This is a genomic window from Methanothermobacter sp. DP (assembly GCF_026692625.1).
Classification (GTDB): domain Archaea; phylum Methanobacteriota; class Methanobacteria; order Methanobacteriales; family Methanothermobacteraceae; genus Methanothermobacter; species Methanothermobacter marburgensis.
On the sequence record NZ_CP113501.1, the window covers coordinates 878,778 to 901,211 of the forward strand.

The 22,434-nt window shown below is 49.9% G+C and carries 21 protein-coding genes and 1 tRNA gene; 5 read left to right on the top strand and 17 right to left on the bottom strand.

Annotation, left to right across the window (positions count from 1 at the left end):
* Window positions 1-78 precede the first annotated feature (78 nt).
* Entirely contained in the window at window positions 79-1,344 is a 1,266-nt protein-coding gene (aroA, locus tag OXN82_RS04695) for a 3-phosphoshikimate 1-carboxyvinyltransferase (protein WP_321210840.1), read from the bottom strand.
* Window positions 1,345-1,362: 18 nt separating this feature from the next.
* On the bottom strand, window positions 1,363-3,993 hold the full coding sequence (locus OXN82_RS04700; protein WP_321210841.1) for a valine--tRNA ligase: 2,631 nt from the start codon (window positions 3,991-3,993) through the stop codon (window positions 1,363-1,365).
* Window positions 3,994-4,135: 142 nt separating this feature from the next.
* Between OXN82_RS04700 and OXN82_RS04705 the strand changes: the two genes are divergently transcribed.
* Window positions 4,136-4,495: a hypothetical protein gene (locus OXN82_RS04705; protein WP_013295978.1), complete on the top strand. Its 360-nt coding sequence runs from the start codon at window positions 4,136-4,138 to the stop codon at window positions 4,493-4,495.
* A gap of 40 nt (window positions 4,496-4,535) precedes the next feature.
* Here the strand turns inward: OXN82_RS04705 and OXN82_RS04710 are convergent, their stop codons facing one another.
* A complete protein-coding gene (locus OXN82_RS04710; protein WP_321210842.1) occupies window positions 4,536-5,399 on the bottom strand; it encodes a hypothetical protein in 864 nt (287 codons plus the stop codon).
* A 150-nt stretch (window positions 5,400-5,549) separates the two neighbouring features.
* Between OXN82_RS04710 and pheT the strand changes: the two genes are divergently transcribed.
* Window positions 5,550-7,205 (top strand): phenylalanine--tRNA ligase subunit beta, encoded by a 1,656-nt coding sequence (gene pheT / locus OXN82_RS04715; RefSeq protein WP_321210843.1) that lies wholly within the window; start codon window positions 5,550-5,552, stop codon window positions 7,203-7,205.
* A 110-nt stretch (window positions 7,206-7,315) separates the two neighbouring features.
* Here the strand turns inward: pheT and OXN82_RS04720 are convergent, their stop codons facing one another.
* The 9 genes from OXN82_RS04720 to OXN82_RS04760 form a co-directional block, all read right to left on the bottom strand.
* Complete coding sequence (locus tag OXN82_RS04720; RefSeq protein WP_321210844.1) at window positions 7,316-7,729, bottom strand: secondary thiamine-phosphate synthase enzyme YjbQ; 414 nt, start codon at window positions 7,727-7,729, stop codon at window positions 7,316-7,318.
* Between the two features lie 143 nt (window positions 7,730-7,872).
* On the bottom strand, window positions 7,873-9,003 hold the full coding sequence (locus OXN82_RS04725; RefSeq protein ID WP_321210845.1) for a DUF362 domain-containing protein: 1,131 nt from the start codon (window positions 9,001-9,003) through the stop codon (window positions 7,873-7,875).
* A 35-nt stretch (window positions 9,004-9,038) separates the two neighbouring features.
* Entirely contained in the window at window positions 9,039-10,001 is a 963-nt protein-coding gene (gene mch / locus OXN82_RS04730; protein WP_321210846.1) for a methenyltetrahydromethanopterin cyclohydrolase, read from the bottom strand.
* Window positions 9,994-10,665, bottom strand: coding sequence for a thymidylate synthase (locus OXN82_RS04735; RefSeq protein WP_321210847.1), 672 nt, complete (start codon window positions 10,663-10,665; stop codon window positions 9,994-9,996). The genes mch and OXN82_RS04735 overlap by 8 nt, the downstream gene beginning before the upstream one ends.
* An 11-nt stretch (window positions 10,666-10,676) precedes the next feature.
* Complete coding sequence (locus tag OXN82_RS04740; RefSeq protein ID WP_321210848.1) at window positions 10,677-11,606, bottom strand: methionine synthase; 930 nt, start codon at window positions 11,604-11,606, stop codon at window positions 10,677-10,679.
* Between the two features lie 10 nt (window positions 11,607-11,616).
* A complete protein-coding gene (locus OXN82_RS04745; protein ID WP_321210849.1) occupies window positions 11,617-11,922 on the bottom strand; it encodes a DUF1894 domain-containing protein in 306 nt (101 codons plus the stop codon).
* The gene (locus OXN82_RS04750) at window positions 11,922-12,374 is read right to left on the bottom strand and encodes a DUF1890 domain-containing protein (protein WP_321210850.1); all 453 of its coding nucleotides are present in this window, start codon (window positions 12,372-12,374) and stop codon (window positions 11,922-11,924) included. The genes OXN82_RS04745 and OXN82_RS04750 overlap by 1 nt, the downstream gene beginning before the upstream one ends.
* 23 nt (window positions 12,375-12,397) lie before the next feature.
* Window positions 12,398-13,474 carry a hypothetical protein gene (locus OXN82_RS04755; RefSeq protein ID WP_013295989.1) on the bottom strand — a complete coding sequence of 359 codons (1,077 nt, stop codon included), beginning with the start codon at window positions 13,472-13,474 and terminating at the stop codon, window positions 12,398-12,400.
* Window positions 13,475-13,602: 128 nt separating this feature from the next.
* Complete coding sequence (locus OXN82_RS04760; RefSeq protein ID WP_370005847.1) at window positions 13,603-14,079, bottom strand: GNAT family N-acetyltransferase; 477 nt, start codon at window positions 14,077-14,079, stop codon at window positions 13,603-13,605.
* 84 nt (window positions 14,080-14,163) lie between these two features.
* Here OXN82_RS04760 and OXN82_RS04765 point away from each other — a divergent pair.
* A tRNA-Ala gene (locus tag OXN82_RS04765) sits at window positions 14,164-14,237 on the top strand.
* Window positions 14,238-14,243: 6 nt separating this feature from the next.
* On the opposite strand, the gene OXN82_RS04770 is transcribed toward OXN82_RS04765, so the two are convergent.
* From OXN82_RS04770 to hypA, 3 genes are read right to left on the bottom strand one after another with little or no spacing between them, the layout of a single operon-like run.
* Entirely contained in the window at window positions 14,244-15,290 is a 1,047-nt protein-coding gene (locus OXN82_RS04770; RefSeq protein ID WP_048901293.1) for a DUF354 domain-containing protein, read from the bottom strand.
* Between the two features lie 9 nt (window positions 15,291-15,299).
* Entirely contained in the window at window positions 15,300-15,953 is a 654-nt protein-coding gene (hypB, locus tag OXN82_RS04775; protein ID WP_013295992.1) for a hydrogenase nickel incorporation protein HypB, read from the bottom strand.
* Window positions 15,954-15,965: 12 nt separating this feature from the next.
* The gene (gene hypA, locus OXN82_RS04780; protein ID WP_321210852.1) at window positions 15,966-16,334 is read right to left on the bottom strand and encodes a hydrogenase maturation nickel metallochaperone HypA; all 369 of its coding nucleotides are present in this window, start codon (window positions 16,332-16,334) and stop codon (window positions 15,966-15,968) included.
* A 91-nt stretch (window positions 16,335-16,425) separates the two neighbouring features.
* On the opposite strand from hypA, the gene OXN82_RS04785 reads away from it, so the two are divergent.
* Window positions 16,426-17,280, top strand: a complete 855-nt coding sequence (locus OXN82_RS04785; protein WP_321210853.1) for a ribose-phosphate diphosphokinase — start codon at window positions 16,426-16,428, stop codon at window positions 17,278-17,280.
* A 112-nt stretch (window positions 17,281-17,392) separates the two neighbouring features.
* On the opposite strand, the gene lonB is transcribed toward OXN82_RS04785, so the two are convergent.
* Both lonB and OXN82_RS04795 read right to left on the bottom strand, forming a co-directional pair.
* Window positions 17,393-19,327 (bottom strand): ATP-dependent protease LonB, encoded by a 1,935-nt coding sequence (gene lonB / locus OXN82_RS04790; RefSeq protein WP_321210854.1) that lies wholly within the window; start codon window positions 19,325-19,327, stop codon window positions 17,393-17,395.
* A 140-nt stretch (window positions 19,328-19,467) separates the two neighbouring features.
* Window positions 19,468-20,709 (bottom strand): PAS domain S-box protein, encoded by a 1,242-nt coding sequence (locus tag OXN82_RS04795; protein ID WP_321210855.1) that lies wholly within the window; start codon window positions 20,707-20,709, stop codon window positions 19,468-19,470.
* A 118-nt stretch (window positions 20,710-20,827) separates the two neighbouring features.
* Between OXN82_RS04795 and cobQ the strand changes: the two genes are divergently transcribed.
* On the top strand, window positions 20,828-22,345 hold the full coding sequence (gene cobQ, locus OXN82_RS04800) for a cobyric acid synthase CobQ (RefSeq protein WP_321210856.1): 1,518 nt from the start codon (window positions 20,828-20,830) through the stop codon (window positions 22,343-22,345).
* Window positions 22,346-22,434: the final 89 nt, after the last annotated feature.

Genomic DNA, 22,434 nt, shown 5'->3' on the forward strand with positions numbered 1-22,434 from the left:
ATCAACTCACACTCAATTTATAGTTAAGTATAATGTCTGAATGCTGTGTCCCTATTTTATGTACCATATTTTATATATTTAATGCTGTGGGAGGTTTATCCGACACCCAATTGACCTCATCCTCTCTGGAAAATCAGGAAACGAAACACTGAAGACCTCACCATCCATTACTGTTATACCCTCCCTGAGGCCTATGAGGGTGAATGCCATTGCAAGTCTGTGGTCGCCGTGGGATGAGACCACCCCACCCCTCACACCACCTTCAATGACCATGCCGTCCCTCAGCTCCTTAACCTCCACTCCCAGTTTTCCAAGTTCAGTGGCGCATGTCCTTATCCTGTCTGTTTCCTTGTACCTTGCATGTTCAACCCCCCTTATCTCGGTTCGTCCATCTGCAAGGGCCCCGAGGACCGCTACAGTTGGGAGGAGGTCCGGGGCGTCATGGAGGTCCACCTGGACACCTGAAAGTTTCCCGGTGGATGATACAACCACGTGGTCATCTCTCACCACAACATCGGCCCCCATCTCCCTGATTATGTCAAGTATGATACGGTCCCCCTGCCTGGAATCCCTGAAGAGGTTCTCAATTCTGACCTCTCCGCCTGCAACTGCAACTGCCCCTGCAAGGTAGGATGCAGAGGAGTAGTCCCCCTCAACCGTGTACTTCCTTCCCCTGTACCTGGATGGTTCAACAGAGAATACCCCATCAGAGTATTCAACCGGGACAGAGAATTTCTCCATCACATCAAGGGTCATGTCAACGTAGGGCCTTGATATGAACTCCCCCTCAACCTTCAGGTCAACACCCTCTGAGAGGGGTGCTGCTATGAGGATCGACGATATGAACTGTGAACTCAGACTACCATCTATTGATGTCTCGCCGCCCCTGAACCCTCCCCTTATAATAACAGGTGGGAGGCCGTTCATCCTTGAGGATACTGCCTCAACACCCAGTGGTTTGAGGGCGTCCAGGAGGGGCTGCATGGGTCTTGTCCTGAGGGACTCATCACCGGTGAGTACAGTGTAGTTCTCTGCAAGGCCAGCCACCGAGGTCATGATGCGCAGTGTTGTCCCTGAATTTCCAAGGTATACAACATCGTCGGGTGTTTCAAGTTCGCCCCCGCTTCCGGTGACAGACCATTTCTCACTGCCCTCTATGTCAACCCCGAATGCCCGGCAGGCCTCCACTGAGGAGAGGGTGTCCTCCGCCACAAGGGGGTCCCTGATCTCTGATATGCCATCTGCAAGAGCCGCCACTATAACTGCCCTGTGTGTGTAACTCTTGGATGGCGGGGCCTTGACCGTTCCTGAAAGTTCAGATGACACATCAACTTTAAGTTCCATTGAAACACCTCGAGGGGATCATCGCACGATTTCTATTATGATCTCAGGTTCATCCATGTTGAGCACGTCGACCCTTTCGCCGGCTGTTCCCACAACCTCCTTTCTGAAGCTTATGTATTCGGCTGTGAGTCTTCTTCCAGCAACCTCTATTTCCCCATTCTCCTGGAGTTCATCGTAGACATCCTGGGGGTCAGATCCCTGGAGATGGGAGATTATGGCGGGGGCGTCTCCCCTGAACTCGGGCCCTATCCTGTCCATTCTCGGTTCAAGTTCCACGACCCTCTCTGTTATTTCAGGTTCGCCCGTCTCAAGGCCCACCTCAGATATATTCATTGTCCCGGCTATGTCCTGGAGGAATGGTTCCAGCATTGCCGCTGAATCCTCATCCGTGTATATGGTGGCTGATCGGAGGGGTGCGTTAAGGGGCATCTTTGATGATGACTTGAACCTCCTGATTTCACCTATAACCGCAACTGCAAGGTCACCCATCCCCTCGATTTCAGGGTCAACCAGCTCAGGTCGGTACTCTGGCCAGGCTTTCACATGTATTGATCCCTCACCGATGTGCTGGTGAACCTCCTCTGTGAAGTGGGGTGTCACCGGGGCAAGGAGCCTGAGGCATGTCTCGAGGACCATCCTGAGGGTGGTCTGGGCTGCCACCCTTGAGGCCTCATCCCCCTCTGAGTACAGGCGGTACTTGACAGCCTCTATGTACTCGTCACAGAAGTCATGCCAGACGAATTTCTGGATCCTCCCCACCGCTGCGGCGAAGTTGTACTCCTCCAGACTCTCTGTAACGTCCCTCACCAGGTTCATGAGCCTGGAGAGTATCCAGCGGTCAAGGGGTCTGAATTCCGCCTCCCTGTCATCTCCCAGGTGGATGCTTATGAACCTGAATGCATTCCAGAATTTCCTGAGGAACTTGTAGCCGTACTTCACGTCCTTCCAGGCAAATGGAACGTCTGACCCTGGCACACTCCCTGCGGCCCAGAGCCTCAGTGCATCGGCGCCGTAGTCCTCAAGGACCTCCTCAGGTGCTATAACATTTCCCCGGGACTTGCTCATCTTGTGTCCGTCCTCCCCGAAGACCATCCCGTTTATCACTATCTCACTGAAGGGTTTCTCACCGGTGAGTGCCATGCATCTCAGTATGGTGTAGAATGCCCAGGTACGGATTATGTCGTGTCCCTGTGGCCTAAGATTTGCTGGGAAGAGGTCCCTGTAGGATTCATCTGGCCATCCTGCAACCGAGAGAGGGGATATTGAACTGTCCATCCAGGTGTCAAGGACGTCCTCCTCGCCAATGAATTCTGTGCTTCCGCATTCACATTTTATCCCTGGATCGTCCCTTGCTGGGTCAACTGGCAGCATATCCTCATCTGCAACGTGGACCCTTCCGCATTCCTTACAGTACCACACGGGTATGGGTGTTGCGAATATCCTCTGCCTTGATATGCACCAGTCCCAGTCCATGGACCCTGTCCAGTTGAGGAGCCTCGTCTTCATGTGTTCGGGCACCCATTCCATTTCCTCAGCAGCCCTTCTAACATCGGGTATGAGTTTCTTTACCGCCACAAACCACTGCTTCTTGACCAGGATCTCTATCGGTGTCTTGCACCTCCAGCAGGTGCCCACGTTCTGCTTGACAGGCTCCTTTCTCAGGAGGAAGCCCTCCCTTTCAAGGTCCTCAACTATCTGTTCCTTGCACTCCCTTATGGTAAGACCCTTATATTTGCCTGCGGCCTCTGTCATATATCCCCTTTCATCTATCGCCTCTATAATGTCAAGGTTATGGCGGTTGACCCAGGTAACGTCCGTCTTGTCCCCGAAGGTACATATCATAACAGCACCGGTACCGAATTCAGGGTCAACATCAGGGTCCTTTATCAGTTTAACCTTCTGGCCGAAGAGGGGTACCTCTATCTCCTTACCCTCAAATTCACTGAATCTCTCGTCATCAGGGTGCACAGCCACAGCCACGCAGGCTGCCATGAGCTCCGGCCTTGTTGTGGCTATCTCTATATCTTCACCACCATCGACAGGGAACCTCACATAGTTGAGGTTTGTCTCGTTCTCAACGTATTCGACCTCTGCAAAGGCTATCGCAGTCTCACACCTTGGGCACCAGTTGACCGGATGCACACCCTGGTATATGAGGCCGTCATCGTACATGCGGAGGAATGAGAGCTGGGTTCTCCTCATGTACTCAGGGGTCATGGTCACGAATTCGTGGCTCCAGTCCTGGCTGAAGCCAAGGCGCTGCATCTGTTCCTTCATCATCTTGATGTTTTCCTGTGTGAGTTCCACACAGAGGCGCCTGAATTCTTCACGTGACACGTCACTCTTCTTTATGTTGTGGGTCTCCTCAACCTTGACCTCCGTTGGGAGACCATGACAGTCCCAGCCCTGGGGGAAGAGGACATCGAATCCCCTCATTCTCCTGAACCTTGCTATTATGTCCATGTAGACCCAGTTGAGTACGTGGCCCATGTGTATGGATCCTGTTGGGTATGGTGGTGGCGTGTCTATGATGTACCTGGGCTTTGTCCCTGACCCTATGAAGCGGTATATGTCATCTTCCTGCCATTTTTTCTGCCATTTAACCTCGTTTTTATGGTTGTAATCCTTTGGGATCTGGTTATCGGTCATCTTATTCTCTCCCTGATAGAAGCTGTGAAGTGCTGGAAAAGTTATATGATAATATTCACTACCCAATCTTTATAAAGATGTTTGAATACTCTAACTTTGTGGAGAAATAAAAGGAGAGCAAGTTCTCATATGGTGAATGCCAATGGAGTTGATCTGGTTCTACATAGCACTCTTCCTTGCAATAAGTGATGAGATACACACGAGGATTCTCTGGAATGTCTTCTTTGACTTCTACATACTTCTTGCCGGGATAATAAAGGAGACCGTCTCATCGAACATCCAGCTGTGGCTGGTCCATGAGGGTCTGGAGGCCCTCTTCCACTTCATAGTGCTGTCCCTTGTGTTTCTCTCATTTGAGATAGGGTTCCTTGCAGCCCTCATACACCTTGTTGTGGATCTTTACCATCAGCTGAGCGGGGTGGACCATGGGTGGCTGTATCACAGGGCCCTCCACTTCACCGTGGAATCGGTTTTCTTCATAATGGTCTTCTCTGCCCTCTAGAAATCCCATTTTCCTTTTAAAACAATTTGATCTGTATTTATCAGTTTCTCTTCAGTGTCACGGAGCCTATGAATTTTGTGTTGGGTATCCGTGGGAGTGATGATGCTGCCACATATTTTCCAAGGAATATTATGTTATCGGGCCTTCCCCTGTTTCTTCCAAGGAGCCTGCCTCCATCAAAGGTTGCGTGAACCCTCAGAAGTGTTGAGTTCTCCCTGCTCAGGGTCTCGTAGAGAAGTATGTTTCGTCTGTTGTATCCCCAGCGGTCTGTCCCGGCAGCATAAACCGCTGCCTTAAGGGGATTTTGACTCCAGCGTGAATAGTAGCCTCTCCGGTAATACGAGGGGCTGTTGGGTACACTTATGTACTCCCCATTCCTCAGCCTGAATACCGAGAGCCTTGAGTATCCCCTCCTGTAAATTGAAACCCCTACCTGACCCCCCGGGCCCCTTATAACAAAGTGTCCGAGGCCGAGTTTCCTCACGAGGCTGTGGGCCCTCTTCATATCATAGGATGTCACGTTGCCGCGCCGGATGATGTCTCCCCCTATAGCCTCAAGGGCCCGGTTTATCCAGACTATATCGGGTCCGCCGGCCCCCATCATCCATCCGCCCTCTGAGATTATAGTGTGGAAGAAGTATCCGTTGACGGTCTTGTATTCCTTCAGGGTTTCCCTGCCATTCCAGACCGTCTTCTGAATCCTGAGGGTGGCGGCATAGGTGGAATCCCGCCTGTAGGCAAAGACAGCGTCACTCTCATTAACATTAACCACCACCGAGCAGCAGTCAGAGTCCACCTCATGGTGATGGGTCCCTGATGAACCCCAAGTACTCCAGCTCTTATTTGCAGGTGTCTGATTTACAGCGGCGGCTGATGCTGCACCCATGAGAATCGCGATTACCAAAAAATATAGCAAAAAAATGTGTTTCAACTTCACACCCCCTTTCTATGTATTCTGTTTCCTTGACTATATGAATTTTGAGATGGGGGCGGGTTAATTATTTATTGGATACCCATGATAATTTGAACCATCATATTTACCGGAGAGATCACCATGCCTGTTATAACGTTGGATTACGATGACCTGAAGGAACTGGGCATTGACATTGATAGAGAAAGGCTCATTGAAGTTCTGCCGATGATGGGGAGTGACATTGAGGACTTTGATGATGAGGGTATTAAGGTTGAATTCTTCCCCAACCGCCCTGACCTCCTCTCGGTTGAGGGTGTTGCAAGGAGTCTCAGGGGATTTCTGGGGATTGAAACAGGCATGCCCCGTTATGATGTTCTTGAATCAGACATTGAGGTGACCGTTGATGAGTCTGTCCTCAATGTGAGGCCCCACCTTGGAATGGCTGTCATTGAAAATGTGAGATTCACAGATAAGAAGCTCAAACAGGTCATGGAGTTTCAGGAGGACCTCCACTGGGTTATTGGACGTGACCGGAAGAAGGTGGCCATTGGTATACATGACCTTGACCGTGTTGAGCCCCCCTTCGTATACAGCGGAGTTGAACCTGAGGGTGTCACCTTCACCCCCCTTGAAAGTGTATGTGAAATGACACCCCGGGAGATACTGGAGGAGCACCCCAAGGGTGTGGCCTATGCACATCTCCTGAGGGACCATGAAATGTATCCCCTCATAACCGATAAGAATGGAGATGTACTCTCCCTCCCCCCCATAATAAACGGGGAACTCACCAAGTTAACCACAGAGACAGAGAGGATACTCGTTGATGTCACAGGCACCGATGAGAGGGCAGTTAACCAGACCTTGAACATCATATGCACATCATTTGCAGAGTCCGGTGGTGTCATAAGGTCAGTAATAGTGAGGCGTCCTGATTCTGAGTTAAGGCTCCCTGACCTCACACCAAAGGAGATGAGTGTCTCTGTATCAACAGCTTCACGCATAACAGGCCTTGAATTTGACGCTGCTGAGATTAAAGGGCTCCTCATGAAGGCCCGTATGGATACATCCGTCGTCTCCCCTGACGAGGTCCTTGCGGTTATCCCTGCCTACAGGGTGGACATCCTCCACGAGGTTGACCTTGTGGAGAACATAGCAACCCAGTACTGTATAGGGAGAATCGAACCCCTAATCCCTGAGGTTGCAACCATTGCAGAGGAGGATAACTGGAACAGGGCCGATAAATTCATAAGGGAGGTTATGGTTGGTCTGGGCTTCCAGGAGGTTATGAGCCTCATGTTAACGAGTGAGGAAAGCCACTACCAGAAGATGAGGCTCGAGGAGGATGAAAGGGTGCAGGTTGCCCAGCCGATTTCACAGGATCGGACCATGATCCGCAAGAGCCTCCTGAATGGTCTCCTTGAATTCCTTGAGGATAACAGGCATGAGGATCTCCCCCAGAGAATATTCGAGGTTGGGGATGTGGTATACATTGACGCTGAAGCCGAGACCCGTACACGTACCGTGAAGAAACTGGCATGTGCAGTCACCCATTCAAGCGCTGGTTTCACCGAGATCAAGTCAATTGCGGCTGCAGTGGTCGAGAACCTTGGATATGAGTTTAGAGTGGAACCCCTTGACCACCCATCATTCATAAGGGGAAGGTGTGCTGCCATTGAATCTGAGGGTGAGTCATCGAGAATAAGAGGGTTCTTCGGTGAGGTTCACCCCGAGGTTGTGACAAACTTCAACCTGGAGTATCCTGTCATTGCCCTTGAAATTGAATTTAAGGAGAAGTGAATATCAACCCAAGCTGAATCCCAGGTCGTTGGGTGTTGTGATCCTCCAGTAGGAAAAATAAATAACCGGGTTATGGTTTACACTGAAACCCTGACACCCATAACCAACATTCAGGGTTTGCCAGCAACCGAAACCCTGATCCTCCTGTTTCTTGGTCCGTCAAGTTCAGCAAAGAATATGCTCTGCCATGTACCCAGGTCCATCTTCCCATTTACCACTGGAATCGTCTGGCTCCCACCAAGGAGCACGGCCCTCAGGTGGGAATCGGCATTGTTATCTATTACATTATGGCCATATGAACCGCCTGAAGGCACCATACCTGTGAGCATTGACTCTATGTCCCCCAGAAGCCTCGTCTCATTTTCATTTATGAATATCGCTGATGTGGAATGCCTTGAGAATACGTTCAGTATTCCCTCCTTTATTCCGGATGCCGCGAGGACCCCTGAAACCATGGAGGTTATATCAATGAGTTCAACCCGCATGGAGGTTCGCAGTGGAATCTCCTCTGTATAAAATTCCATGAAAACACCGGTTTTAGTTATGGCCCTATATCAATAAAAGTTTTGGTGTTCGCCTCACCAGATCATGGGTTTGTGGGGTTCCCCCAGAATCAGATATCAATAAAAGTTTTGGTGTGCACTTACCGCCAACTTCATAAAAAAAGCTATTTGAGCACCCCCGAGAACAGACTGGTAAGCCTGTAGAGGAGGCTTTTATCCTGGTAGAAAGCCCTGTGTGGGCATACCTCCATGCAACAGAGGCAGTTTATGCAGCTGGAGTAGTCAAACTCTGGTACCAGCGCCCCGGACTTCAGGGCGTCGGCAGGGCAGCTCTCAACACATACATTACAGTTCCTGCACCTTTCAGGGTCTATGGCGGGCCTTGACCACCAGAGCTTCATGAGCGCACGTGCAAGGCCCGATGGGAGCAGGTCAAGGGTGTAGTATATGTTGGAGGGCCACTTGAAGTCATCCACCACTTCAGCCTCAAATCCCAGAATCTCTATATCTGAAGGGTCAGGAGCAAGGTTCCTTCTCCGTGCAGCCTCATTCACAGGTACCCTGAACGGATCCATCCCAAGGAGCAGGGGTATGTAAGTGTCAAGTGCCAGTGCATCCTCGGATGCCAGAAGAAGGCCTAGGTGTCTTGGGTCACCTCCTGAGGGACCATTGCCCTCCATCCCCACCACCCCATCCACCAGGGTGAGTGCAGGATTAGTAATCAGGTAGATCTCAAGGAGCTTCTCAGCAAAGTCAGATGGCCCCGGGTGTTCCCTGTGATAATCCGCCTTCCTGAAGCCGGGTACAGCACCGTACATGTTCTTTACAGCACAGGTGAAGATGGTCATGGAGTGGGTCTTGAGCTTGGGGAGGTTGACAACGATGTCGCTGTCTACAACCGGCCTTGAGATGGGGTAGCCCTCCCCTCCCATTATGTATGACCCAGATGCCTCAAAGTTTATGAGTTCAATATCAAGCCTCTCTGCCACGTCAAGTATCCCTGTGGCCCTCCAGAACTTCTCTATATTCCTGAAGGATCCTCCTGGACTGTCCCCAACTCTGACCTCCGCCCCGGTGTCTATGAAGAGCTCTGCAACCGCCTCGATAACCGCTGGATGTGTTGTGACGTGTCTTTCAGGAGGGGCCGCCATGAGCATGTTGGGTTTCAGAAGGACCCTGTCACCGGGTGATGCGAATTTTTTAACACCCCCAAGGTGATCCAGGCACTCCCTAACACCATCCCTGACCTCCTCAGGGTCATAGGACTGGCAGTGAGTTACTGATACTGATGGCATGAACTGCTGCTCCAGAAAAAAAGTTAAGAAAGAAATTAAAGTCCAAAGGACTTCATCAGGAGTTCTTCATTGACGAAACCTGCCCTGAAGACCTCGCCGGTTCTGAGGTCATTTATGACGACCTCTGCTGGTGCGAACATGCCCTTGTCTATCTTGTAGAAGTCGTAGTCCGCTTCCTTGAATACGTCGTAGAATGGTTTACCGTAGCCCTCAGAGGCTGATGATGGCAGGTTCTCTGCAAGGGATTTTATGTCGTCGCCCTCCTCTGATTTTATGTAGTAGTAGGTCCTGCCTCCAAAGAGGACGGCGTCATTGGTTTTACCCATTGCCTTCAGGCTGTCAGGGTCAACGGGGGCTATTGGGGCGATACCTGCGGCGTATTTGACCTTGTTAACATCAAAGTGGAGTGCCTCAAGCATCTTGTAGGTACCGTTCTCCACCACACGACCTGAGATCTGTATTGAACCCACAAGGGATGATGTTGGGGCCACGAGTACGTAAACATTCTCCGGTGAAACATCACATTCCTCTGCAATCTTGTCTGTGACGTCCTCCCCTGGAAGTTTATCTGCTTCAAGGGTGAGAACTGCGATGTCAGCCTCATCCTGGTAGCCTATTTCCTCATAGGTCTCTGCCGGCTTAAGTGCAAGTGCCCTTGCAGGTCCTGACCCAAGGGCAAAGAAGTCACCAACACTGACTGACCAGCCTGCCTTCTGGGCACCCAGTGTTGAGATGGCCGGGAAGTCTGTCTTTATCTTGACTGAGGGCAGGGCGAACCTCTCTGACAGGTCACCGGGTATTGATATGCCCACATCTGCAAGGCCTCCAAGGCACACCGCGGTGTAGAGTTCACCGGCCTTTATGCTACCATCAACGTTAACACCGCAGTCTATGACTGTTGAGCCATTTTCAAGTTTATCAACGCTTATTTTAAGGTCATCTGCACCTTCGATCATCCGGTCAACTATCTTTTTTGCCTCAATGTTCACACTAACCATTTTCAATCACCTCTTTTGCTTCTTTGAAGTTAACCTCATATATATGAGCGCTAATGGAGTGGATGGTTATATGCCCCACCTCAACCCCCACCTCCGATGCAACGTGATCTGCAAGGTAGGCGAGGCCAACGGCGTTGGGGAACCATGCCCCGTAGATGTCGTGGCTGCGCCAGAGTGCCGCGGTGAAGAGCCTCCCCTCTCTCACCTTGAAGTCCACAAGGATCATGCACGGGACCTCATCACTTTCAGTATCTATTTTGGGGTCCCATGTGACCATGGTGGCCCTCCTGGACTCTTTACAGTTTTTCAGTCTCTCTATCGCCCTATCCACCTGGTCCACACCGAAGTGTGCCCTGAGACGGTTACCATAGGTGTATACAAATCCCTTCCTGTCATCTGAGAGGAACTGTTCTGAGTACTTCTCAAGTTTCTCCCCGCTCCAGAAGTACCCCTCAGGGACCCTTATATTGATGAGTGATCTGGCCGGGAGGTGGTAGAAGTCTCCTGACCTGCCGAGGGGGTTTTTTATTGTCACAACCGTATTCATGACCTCCCTTGTGAGGGACCCCCTTTCATCCCTTATCTCTCTCCCCTCACTCATTATCTTCCTAACCAGTTTAAGCCATCCCTCTGCAATTTCATCAACGCTTATCTCATAGGCCATCTTTGAACCCCCTAAAACTCTGATGCGGCCTTCACCATGTTTCTGAGTTTGGCGAATGCCGCCTCCCTTGGAAGTTTCCTCATTCCACAGTCAGGGTCTATGTAGAGGTTATCCTCCCCGACTATATCAGCACCCCTTTCAATAAGGTTTTTTATGGTATCAGTGGACTCAACAGCCTCAGTTGATGTGTCAACGCAGCCGAATCCCAGTTTTTTATCGCCCCTCCATTTATCTGCCAGCACTTCAAGGTTTGATGGTCTTCCTGCAAACTCAAGGTCCAGCATATCAACTGGGAATGTGAGGAGTTCCCCAATAACCCCGCTGATGTCACCGCATACATGGAGGGAGACATCCACATCGAGGGCCCCTGAAATGCGTTTAACAGCCCTTCTTGCTGTCCCCATATCCACCATACCCGTTGAGAGGAATGGTTCATCTATCTGTATCATGACCGCCCCTGCATCCTGGAGGTGTTCGGCCTCAACCCTAAGGGCCTCTGCCATATCCATAATTGCCCTCTCCCTATTCTGGGGGCTGTAGAATCCCTCTATCCTTGATGCGTGCACCATGGTGGATGGTCCTGTGATTATCCCCTTAACACCCTTTGATTCGTCATCTGTAAGTTTTCTGAGTATTTTCATCGCATATATCAGGTCATCTGATCCTATGGAGCCTGCAGGGGGTGTTATCCTTGAAAATATGATTGATACTCCATCCTTTACCATCATGCCACCCATTGCCTCTGCAAAGTGGCCCACCATGTCCCCCCTCACCTGTCCATCTGAGATGATGTCAACACCTGCCCTCACCTGGTCCCTCACTGCAGTCTCTATGGCGGGTCTGCAGGCATCGTAGGCGCCGATGAAACTTGAAATTCGCTCCCTTAATGTTTCAGGTTCCCGGGGGGTTGCTGGGTAGCTTCCAACCACCGTTGTGATCACTCTATCACCGTCAGTGCTCTGCAACTTCAATTATTCTATCTATTTCATCCTCATCCACGGGTATCTCTATGACCGCTGTCCCATAACAGGGCTTTGTGTAGGGTATCATCACGGTTGAGCGTTCCTTATCTATGCCAACAGGTACCGGGGGTATGCCTATTATCCTTGCACCCAGTATCTTCTCGCCGGGCCTTATGTGGACGACCCTCTTTGCCTTTTTCTCAATGAATGCCGCGCATTCCCTGAACCCTGAACGGGTCATGTGGATCTCATAGTCGTCGGACTGCTGCAGGTAGGTCTCTATGCAGAATGACATCATAGCTCCTCCAGGAATCTGTCTATCCTGACCCTCAATGGGGCCGGGTTGTGGTGTGCCCTCGCGGCTATTATCTCGGCTTCTGTACCTTCCATAACAGCATCAACCAGTTTCTCAAGGGTTTCAGCATCCCTTTCAAATACAACCGCCAGTGTTTCTGTATTAAGTATTCCTGCAAAGGTTGCAAGGTACGCTGCGGCGGCATCATTGGGTACAAAACCCACAAGGAATTCATAGTCCCCCTCAGAGAGTTCATTAAGGCAGGAGTCAAGGTCAGTGAGTTCACCAGTGTATACACCCTCTGGATCCGCAACCTGCACAAGCCTTATTGCAGCGGGATTTGCTGTTATGGTAACACTGAACCCCTTCTTCCTGAGTTTATGTGATGTGTAAATTGCCAGGGGAACCTGCACCGGGGACTCCGGGCATCCGAGTATCATCAAAGCTTTCATATATACACTCCCTGAATACTGAATTATTCCTTCACCCCGAATGAAGTGGCGAATATGAGTGAGCTGAGAAATATGAATGTCATGAGAGCTGTTCCGTTTATTGTCCTGTTTATTATGAAGAGTCCTATGAGTGCCTGGGACATGAAGGCTGCAAGTGCGCCTGTGAGGAGGACCTCCCTTCCAAGGTACGTTTTTGAGCCATTTTCCCTCATATCCCGGTACATGTAGAGCATCCTGAGGCCCATGATAATGATGCCCACACACCAGATTAAAAGGAACACCATTGTAATGTAACCAAAGTCGTATGCCCATCCAAATATTCCAGGCACCATGTAATCTATTACATCCTTCTTGTTGACCAGTATGCCATAGAAGACCGGGAAGGGAAGGCCAAAGAAGAGTATCAGCTGGAGTGGCAGTGAAATGTAGCCGTCTGCAAATCCACTTGAGAGTTCACCCCAGTAGGATGACATGGGGTTATGTCCAAGGAGGGTGGTGTTCTTGAGTACAAGTTTGAGGCTTGGAAGTGAAAAGGTTTCAAGCCTCTCTATACGTAGGAGAGGACTTAAAACAGGCATCTGGAGTATTCTTGAGAGTAACTCCAGGCCCCCGAATCCTGCGACCGCGATGAAAGCGAAACCCAGAACCCTCTTAACTGTTATGATGGATTTCTGCCTCATGGACTTGGAGATCAGGAAGAAGCCTATCAGCAGCCCAAGGAGCCACAGGAGAAGGAATGACCTGTGCATGAGACCCCCAAAAACGGTTATGCCCGCCATGAGGATATAAACGAATCCCCTGAGTCCACCCACCTCAACCCCTGAGTCCTCCATGATTGCAAGGGCTGCAAGGGATGATATGGTAACAAGAAGTGCTATGGGGCCAAATGGGTGCGTGAATTCACTCTGCCCGAAGGACATGAAGAGCGCCACAACATCAAGGCCAAATATTATATTGAATCCTATCCCCAGCACAAGACAGAGGAACAGTATCATGCTGAGGGAAAGGGGTGCCAGGTTCAGCAGGAATATCATGGCCGCATACATGAGGATGCCGACCTCTACTATGAACTGAAGGTGATTCTGTGCTATGAGGGCCAATTTAATCCTCCAGAAATTTATCAGATTATCAGATACATCCTTATATTGGGGGTCATCTTAAAAAGTTTTTCCGGAGCCAGAGCACCCGTTGGGGATAGCAGGGATGCATTCCCATGGGTCTTTTAGCATCAGATGAGTCTTCTGAATACCACCATGTCCTCACCGGGGCCATTGTAATCTGCCACCGCCTTCACAGGACCAGCATCGACTGTTTCACCCTCCTCCACCGCCCTGAACCCATTTTTAAGGTAAAATCTTATCGCCCTCTGGTTCACTGGTTTTGTTATAAGGTATATCACATTAACCCCCTTCTGCCTCACAGTTTCTGTGAAGACCTCAAGAAGCCGGGATGCCACGCCCCTTCCCCTGAGGTGTGGTGAGACACAGAGAAGATGAATGTATGCCTCATGAGGGTCGTCCTGGGATATGAATCCCAGGAGAAAGCCAGTGATCCTTCCATCCTCCTCTGCAACAAAGGAAGTGCTGCTGAAGAACCTTGTGAATATATGGTAGATTGAGTTCCTCTCTGTAACCATGGGGGGACATCTGAATGCCAGTTCCGCTATAGCAGTGAAATCCTCCTCCCTCACATTCCTTAAGATCAAGCAAACCACCGGAGATATTAATGAACTGGAGAACTTTTAAGGGGTTAAGTTTAAATATGAAAAGACTTAATGTATACTGTGTTAGGGCTGGTAGCTCAGGTTGGTAGAGCGTCGCCTTGGCATGGCGGAGGCCCCGGGTTCAAATCCCGGCCAGTCCATCAATTCTACTTTTTAGGTCCTGAATCAGCGGCCTCATAGACACTGTCAATTATTATTCTGAAAAGGTCGTCTGTTTTGATTTCCTTCATACCCTTTCGTGAAACAAGAAGCCTCAGTGCCATGTTGACTATCTCGTCAACATCCGTTGACCTGTACATCAGCCCGTTCTCAATGTAGAACCTGTCAACCGAAAGCGGCTTTCCAGGGTAACATGATATGACGGGTGTGCCCAGTAGGGCGGCCTCCCTGTTCATGGTCCCCCCTGCACCGATTACAAGGTCGCACCTCTTCATGAGGCTGAATGTGTCAACCGGCGGCTTGATTATGGTGACATTGTCGTATCCCCTGAAGATCTCTTCCTGTTCCCTGAACCGTGGGATGATGAGGATGTTGGCGTAATCTTTTAGAACCTCCACTATTGGTGTGAGCACAGATTCATGGCAGTCGGCATCCAGGTAGGAGGCCAGCGATGGTTCTGGCCTCATGAGTATTGTCTTCTCCCTTTCAAGTTTCAGGTTCAGGTCCTCGAAGATGTTCTCATTGTACTCAAAGTTCTGGAAGTGGATTATCTCAGATGTCCCCCTGTACCTTGTTATCCTGTTGGGGTCAGCCCCGGTCTTCATTATATCCCAGAGGTCAATGACCTCAGGCATGATTATATGATCACAGAGTGGGAGTGTCAGCTTGTTGGCTGCAATGGCATGTTCATTGTCCAGTACATAGACACTGGGAATTCCGAGACCAAATGTGACCCTCGGAAGCTCTATTGAATGTTTTGAAAGACCAACATCAGGTTTCTCTTCGGCTATAAATTTTGAGAGCTTGTAGGCCCTCTTGGTACTCTCAAGGAGCTTTTCAGCGAGTGTCACACCGTGTTTACCTATCGAGGTGAATTCAAAGCCAAAGAGGTTCATGAGTCTGTGTATATCCCCGAACTTCCTTGCGGTTATGATCACATCCTCCCCCTCGTCCTGGAGGTGGGTGATGATGTCCCTGAAAAACCTCACGTGTGGGGCGTTTGTAATGTCAATCCATACCTTCAAGGGGACCACCATAAAATTTTAATCGGCCATGGCATCCTCAATGGCATCAATTATCTCCTGAACACCTTCACCGGTTTTTAAACTGGTTTTAAGTACCCTTACATCGGGATTGATATGTTTAACATCCTCAACCATCTTATCGAGATCTGCACCAACGGCATCTGCAAGGTCGGCCTTGTTGATAACCACAAGGTCGGCCTCCCTGAATATGAGGGGGTGCTTCTCCACCGTATCATCGCCCTCTGTGGAGCTCACAACAACGACCCTCATATGTGATCCAAGGTCAAAGTCCACTGGACATATGAGGTTACCAACGTTTTCAATGAAAAGGATGTCCACCTCCTCAAGTGGAAGATCCTCAAGTGCGTGTTCAACTAGATGAGCGTCAAGGTGGCATTCCTTACCTGTGTTCAGCCCGACAACCGGCACGCCGTACCTTTCGAACCTCCCGGCGTCAAATTTACTTATAACATCCCCTGCAATGACCGCAACCTTTCTGTCCATGTTCTCAATGAGCCTCTCTATGAGTGTTGTCTTTCCTGATCCTATTGCACCTAAAAAGTCAACTGCAAAGACGTTGGACCTGTCAAGGCGCCTCTGGTTTTTCTTGGCAAGTTTTCTGTTTGCAAGGAGAATATCATTCTGAATTTCAACCTCTGCTATCTTATGCATGGAATTCCTCCTCTATTCCCTCTTCTCAATTTTTATGTTCCTGACGTTGCATTCCCTGCCAGCCATCACCTGGAACTCATGTCCCCCGCATTCAGGGCAGCTTATGACTGGGGCGAAGTGGTCAAGTTCATCGGCCTCAACCACGCCCTCATACCCACATTTGCATTCTATTTCAACCGGGACAACCTCAAGGTTAAAATCTGCCCCTTCAAGTATTGTGCCCTCGCTGAGGACCTCCAGCATGAATCTGATCTGTTCAGGGTTAAGTAGAGTGAGCTGACCGATCTCAACTGTGACCTCCAGGACCTCCACTGCATCGTTTTTCTCTGCAGCATCGATTACTGTCCTTACAATTGCATCGGCCATGGATAGTTCATGCAACCATTTCACCTCTCTGGTCTGACAAAATTTTATAATTAGAATTAATAGAGTTATCTATATAAAAATTGTTAATCATGCATGGTGATTTTTCATGATAATAGGTTGTTCAGCATCACAAAAACTGGCTGCAAGCGTTGCAGATTTGCTTGATGATAAACTGTGCCCAGTTGAAACCCGTAAATTCCCTGATGGGGAGCGTTACATCCGTGTTAAGAGCGAGGTTGATGGTGAGGTCACCGTTGTCCAGTCAACAGGTTACCCCCAGGATGAGAACCTCATGGAACTCCTCTTCATGATGGAGAACCTTAAGGATCTTGGGGCGGATTATGTACGGGCTGTGATACCCTACTTCGGTTACGGGAGGCAGGAGCGGCGATTCAAGAGTGGAGAGGCTGTGTCAGCCAGGATAGTTGCCCGCTTCCTTGAGGCCGCTGGTGCAGATGAGATCATAACCGTGAACCTCCATGAGAACTGCCTCAGCGAATTCTTCAACGTACCTGTAACTGAACTCTCTGCCATGCCCCTCATAGCCAGGCACATCTCATTCCTGGATGACCCTGTGATCATCGCACCCGATAAGGGTGCCATGGGCCATGCCAGGGAGGTCAGCAGCATACTTGGATGTGAATGCGATTACATGGAGAAGGTGAGGCTTTCCCCTGAAACCGTTGAGACCCGGGTTAGGGACCTGGATGTTGAGGGGATGGACGCTGTGGTGGTGGATGACATCATAAGTACCGGGGGTACGATTGTCAACGCCACGGGAATTTTAAGAAACTGTGGGGCCTCAAGCATAACCGTGTGCTGCGTCCACCCTGTCCTTGTGGAGGACGCCCTGCTCAGGATATTCACTGCAGGTGTTGAGAGGGTGATTGCAACGGACACCCTGAAATCAGAGGTGAGTGAGATTTCGGTTGCCCCTCTGATTGCGGAGGCAATAAAATAATTTTTTCATTTTGACCTTAAAACGTGGACCCTCTATAAAAGTAAAAAACAATCAGCTACTTCGAAAGCCCTTCAAAAGTCAAAAAATGGGAAATAAGCCCAGCCCTGAAAAATCAGTGCATGGCTGGCTTCTTCATGATTGATGGTACTATATCACTTATCTTCTGCATCCTCTCAAGGAGGCTCTCCTTGCCCTTACCAATGAGGGCGTGTTCCAGGACGTCACCGAGGGTCTCAACGGGTATTATCTCAACCTTATCCTCATACCTCTTCTCAATCATGACGTCCCCCATGTTGGAGGCTGGTATGAGTACCTTCTTTATCCCTGCCTCTGCAGCCGCCTCTATTTTCCCTGTAACCCCACCCACCGGGAGCACATCTCCACGTATGCTCAGTGAGCCTGTTAGGGCGACTGACTGATCCACAGGTATCTCCTCAAGGGCTGATATGACGGCTGTTGCCACTGAGACGCTTGCACTGTCACCCTCCACACCATCGTATGCCTGGAGGAACTGGATGTGTATGTCATAGTTTGATATGTCTGTACCTGTGTATTTCTTGATGAGGGCGCTTACGTTCTGAACAGCTTCACGGGCAATCTCACCCAGTTTACCTGTGGCGATTATCCTGCCCTCCTCCTTGCTCTGAGCGGGGGCTGCCTCTGCAGCTATCGGGAGGATGATACCGCTCCTGTCACCGATTATTGCAAGTCCATTGACGCGTCCAACCTCGCCGCCCTCTGATTTGAAGACACTGTACTTCTTCTTCTGTACAATGTATCGGTCAGCGATCTGCTGTTCGAGGGTCCTTGAAAGTTTCTTTGCATCCATCACATCCCTGGTCTCAACCAGTTCCGCGCCACGGCTCTTGGCAATGTCCCCTGCAGCCCTCACAAGACCCCCAAGTTCACGGAGTTTGAGTGTGAGTGAATCCTTCTTACCGGCCCTCCTCTGGGCCTCCCTTATTATCTCCTCTATGGCCTCCCTGCTGAAGTGGGGGATCCTTCCATCCTTTTCAACTTCCTGTGCAACGAACTGGACAAGTTTGTCCCTGTTTTCAGGTGTATCAGGCATTGTGTCCTTCATGAAAACCTCGTACCCGTATCCCCTTATCCTTGACCGGAGGGCCGGGTGCATGCCCTCAAGCACCTGAAGGTTACCTGACGCCACGAGAACAAAGTCACATGGGACAGCCTGTGAGCGCACCATTGCACCGCTGCTTGTCTCGCTCTGACCCGTGATGGAGTACTTCTTCTCCTGCATGGCTGTGAGGAGTTCCTGCTGGGTCTTCATCTTCATTGTCCCTATCTCGTCTATGTAGAGGACACCCTTGTTGGCCCGGTGTATCATCCCGGCCTCGACCCTCTCATGTGCCGGTGTGCCAAGACCTCCTGACTGGTAGGGGTCGTGCCTCACATCCCCCAGGAGCGCACCTGCATGGGCACCTGTTGCATCAACGAATGGGGCAATCTGCCTTCCCTCGTTGTTGACCAGGAGCTTGGGCACCATGACGGTGGTCCTTGGCCTGAACTGCTGGAGGGCCAGGAAGACTATACCCGCCGCTATTATGGCTGCAAGGAACTGGTTAACCATGAACCCTAGGACTAGGATGAATGATATTATGAGCATCATGAAGAGGTTCTTCTTCTCATCCTGTGCCCTTGCCCTGTTCTTGTGGTTCATGACTATTTTCCTGCCCTCTCCTGCCGGTACAGTACCTATGAGGGGGTTATTTGGGTCATCTATGTTGGGGTAGACCAGTATATCCTGGAGTTTCTCCCGGGGCAGGAGTTCCGCCATTGCCTTTGCCAGCATTGATTTGCCGACACCGGGTTCACCTATCAATAATACGTTACGCCTCTGTTCTGCAGCCTTTTTTATGGTCTCAACTGCCTCTTCCTGACCTATGATCTGATCTATGAGTCTTTCAGGGACATCTATATCCTTTGAGGTTTCATATGAAAGGCTCCTTCCTGATTCCTTCTTATCGTCAGTACCTTCATATGAAACAGATCCTTCAGTTCTGAAGTTTTTAATGGTGGTTTTCATTTCTATTCAAATGCCTCCATTAAGTGAAGTGGTTAAAATAAAATCACAGTTTATGGTTATCCCTTCTGCCTAAAATATTTTACTTACAAATTTTTATTTTAATATATGGTGATGTCACTTATAAAGGTATCTCCAATTGGTCAGCGGTTTATCTCGGATATGAGGGCAAGGGCATTCTGGATAAATTTCTCAACGATTTTACGGTACTTCTCCTCGCTTGCCCTGAGGGCCTCCTGTGTCCTCTTCATCTCAGTTATATCCCTTGCAATGGTGGATACCCCTATAATCTCGCCATTAACGTCCTTGAGTGGTGAGAGTGAAATGGAAAGCCATATCTCCTCCCCATCCTTCCTGAGCCTTCTGGCCTCAAAGTTTGAAACAAGTTTACCGGATCTCACCTCAGATATGAGGCCCTTGAGCCTTTCAAATTCCTCCTCATCCATGAGAATAGAGACGTTCTGTCCCCTGATCTCATCTGCGCTGTAACCATATATCCTCTCAGCACCCCTGTTCCAGTCAATTATGTTCCCATCAAGGTCATAGCTTACGATGGCATCCCCCGAGGACTCCACGATGGAAGCCAGTCTTTCGAGTTCACGCTGAAACTTCAACCTCTCTGTCACATCCCTGAAGATTGCCCGGCTGTATTCAACCTCACCATCCCTCATGCGGACGTTGACGTTTCCCTCCACAAAGATCTTCTCACCATCCTTTGTTATGAATGCGGTTTCAACCAGGGGAATACTCTCCCCGCTCATTACACGGCTGAAGATCTCACGGCACTCATCCAGCTTGTCGGGGTGTATCACATCAAATATTGTGAGATTCTCAATGTCGTCCTCAGTGTAACCCAGGGTCTCCATCCATGCCCTGTTCACATATACGAATCTGCCCTCAGTGTCAACCGCCTGTATCATGTCATTGGCGTTCTCAAAGAGGTCCCTGAACTGCTCCTCCCTTCTGTGAACCTCATCCTCCATTCTCCGCCTCTCTGAGATATCCCTGATTATTGAGGTCAGGAAAAGATCCCCTGATGTCCGTGCAGGGTTCAGGCTCATTTCAACAGGAAACTCGGTCCCATCTGATCGGAGGGATGTGGTTTCAAAAACCCTCCCTGCGAGTTCGTGCTCCCCCTCCATCCGGTATTCCCTCATCTTGGCCTGGAGATCATCCCTGAGGGATTCCGGAACAAGTAAATCAACCCTTTTACCCTCAAGGGATGTGTATCCAAACATCCTATCTGCAGCAGGGTTTGAGAATACGATAATGCCCTCAGAGTCAACTGTGATCACCCCATCGGGGCTGTTATGTATAACTGTCTCAAATACTGATTTAAGGTCCTCATCAGACAGTAAAGGGCTTTCAGGAGAAACACCGGACATCCAACCATCTCCACATAATAAATCAAATAGACTCAAATAATATTTATGCAGGCAAGGTATTTAAGATTTTAGTGATCAATAGATCTTAGGATCACAGCAGCCCAGAAGTGGTGAAGAAATGAGTTCAAAATGTATAATGGTGCAGGGGACATCATCAAGTGCCGGTAAGAGTGTCCTTGTGGCTGCACTCTGCCGCATATTCTCAAAGAGGGGCTACCAGGTTGCCCCCTTCAAATCCCAGAACATGTCACTGAATTCCTTCACAACCCATGAGAACAGAGAGATAGCGGTGGCCCAGGTCCTCCAGGCAGAGGCTGCAGGTATCAGGCCATCATACCATATGAACCCCATACTCCTCAAACCCAAGGAGGACTTCACATCCCAGGTCATAGTCCACGGTAGACCCGCAGGGAACATGAACTTCCAGGAGTACCAGACAGGGTTCCGGGAAACCGCCCTAAAGGCCATAAAGGAGTCCCTCGATTACCTTAAGGAGCGATATGATATCATCGTGATTGAAGGGGCCGGATCCCCTGCAGAGATAAACATGAGGGGCCGGGACCTTGCCAATATGGAGATAGCCCACCTTGCAGACGCCGATGTTATACTTGTTGCTGATATAGACCGTGGAGGTGTTTTTGCCTCAATTGCAGGCACCCTGATGCTTCTCGATGAACGTGACAGGTCCCGGATAAAGGGTGTTGTCATAAACAAGTTCCGGGGAAACCTTGACATCCTAATGCCCGGTATAGAAAGGATTGAGGAGATCACCGGTGTGCCTGTTCTTGGCGTGCTCCCCTACGATGAGAGCCTGAAGCTTCCTGAGGAGGATTCAGCCTCGCTCGCAGAGCGGAAGTACCGTGGAAGGGGGGATGTGAAGATCGGTGTCATGAGGCTTCCCCGAATATCCAACTTCACAGACATAGACCCCCTTGAGTACGAGGAGGACGTTGCTGTGAGGCTCATAGAGGCCGGTGACAGCCTTGATGGCCTTGACGCCATCATAATCCCCGGCACCAGGAATACCATAAGTGACCTCATGTATCTGAGGGAGAATGGCTTCGCCGATGAGATCAGGGATCTGAGCCGTGAGATACCAGTATTCGGTATATGCGGTGGTTTTCAGATGCTTGGAAGGAGGATCATTGATGAGGGGCTTCAGGAGTCAAAACTGGGAAGCGTGGATGGCCTCAACCTCCTTGACTGCAAAACCACATTCACAGGTGATGGTAAAATAATATCCCAGAGCGCCGGGGAGATAACCGGTTCAGGACTGTTCTCAGGTCTTGCAGGGGAAACCGTTGAGGGCTATGAGCTTCATGAGGGAACCACAGTCCTGGGTGATGTTAAACCCTTCCTGAAGGTGAAGAGGGGCTTTGGTAACACATACACCATGGGATTCGATGGGGCCGCTGATGGGAACGTTGCTGGTACCTACTTCCACGGCATATTCCACAACTTCCGATTCAGGAGGTACTTCACCAACATTCTGAGGGAGAGGAAGGGCCTTGAAAAGCTTGACTATGTTGACGACCACTTCGATGCCTCAAGGAGGTTCTCAATTGACCGCCTGGCTGAGATAGTCGAGGAGAACATGGACCTATCCATCATTGAGGACATCATAGAAGGGGATTAGAAGAAAAAGGGCCCTAATGCATATCCTCCACAAATCCCTTTTTCTTAAAACCTATCCAAAAATTAAGGAATATTCTTAAAAAAATTAAA

Bases quoted from the DNA above. Each gene is read 5' to 3' on its own strand.
- aroA (WP_321210840.1), bottom strand. From the start codon at position 1,344: ATGGAACTTAAAGTTGATGTGTCATCTGAACTTTCAGGAACGGTCAAG.
- OXN82_RS04700 (WP_321210841.1), bottom strand. From the start codon at position 3,993: ATGACCGATAACCAGATCCCAAAGGATTACAACCATAAAAACGAGGTT.
- OXN82_RS04705 (WP_013295978.1), top strand. From the start codon at position 4,136: ATGGAGTTGATCTGGTTCTACATAGCACTCTTCCTTGCAATAAGTGAT.
- pheT (WP_321210843.1), top strand. From the start codon at position 5,550: ATGCCTGTTATAACGTTGGATTACGATGACCTGAAGGAACTGGGCATT.
- OXN82_RS04720 (WP_321210844.1), bottom strand. From the start codon at position 7,729: ATGGAATTTTATACAGAGGAGATTCCACTGCGAACCTCCATGCGGGTT.
- OXN82_RS04725 (WP_321210845.1), bottom strand. From the start codon at position 9,003: ATGCCATCAGTATCAGTAACTCACTGCCAGTCCTATGACCCTGAGGAG.
- mch (WP_321210846.1), bottom strand. From the start codon at position 10,001: ATGGTTAGTGTGAACATTGAGGCAAAAAAGATAGTTGACCGGATGATC.
- OXN82_RS04735 (WP_321210847.1), bottom strand. From the start codon at position 10,665: ATGGCCTATGAGATAAGCGTTGATGAAATTGCAGAGGGATGGCTTAAA.
- OXN82_RS04745 (WP_321210849.1), bottom strand. From the start codon at position 11,922: ATGTCATTCTGCATAGAGACCTACCTGCAGCAGTCCGACGACTATGAG.
- OXN82_RS04750 (WP_321210850.1), bottom strand. From the start codon at position 12,374: ATGAAAGCTTTGATGATACTCGGATGCCCGGAGTCCCCGGTGCAGGTT.
- hypB (WP_013295992.1), bottom strand. From the start codon at position 15,953: ATGCATAAGATAGCAGAGGTTGAAATTCAGAATGATATTCTCCTTGCA.
- OXN82_RS04785 (WP_321210853.1), top strand. From the start codon at position 16,426: ATGATAATAGGTTGTTCAGCATCACAAAAACTGGCTGCAAGCGTTGCA.
- lonB (WP_321210854.1), bottom strand. From the start codon at position 19,327: ATGAAAACCACCATTAAAAACTTCAGAACTGAAGGATCTGTTTCATAT.
- OXN82_RS04795 (WP_321210855.1), bottom strand. From the start codon at position 20,709: ATGTCCGGTGTTTCTCCTGAAAGCCCTTTACTGTCTGATGAGGACCTT.
- cobQ (WP_321210856.1), top strand. From the start codon at position 20,828: ATGAGTTCAAAATGTATAATGGTGCAGGGGACATCATCAAGTGCCGGT.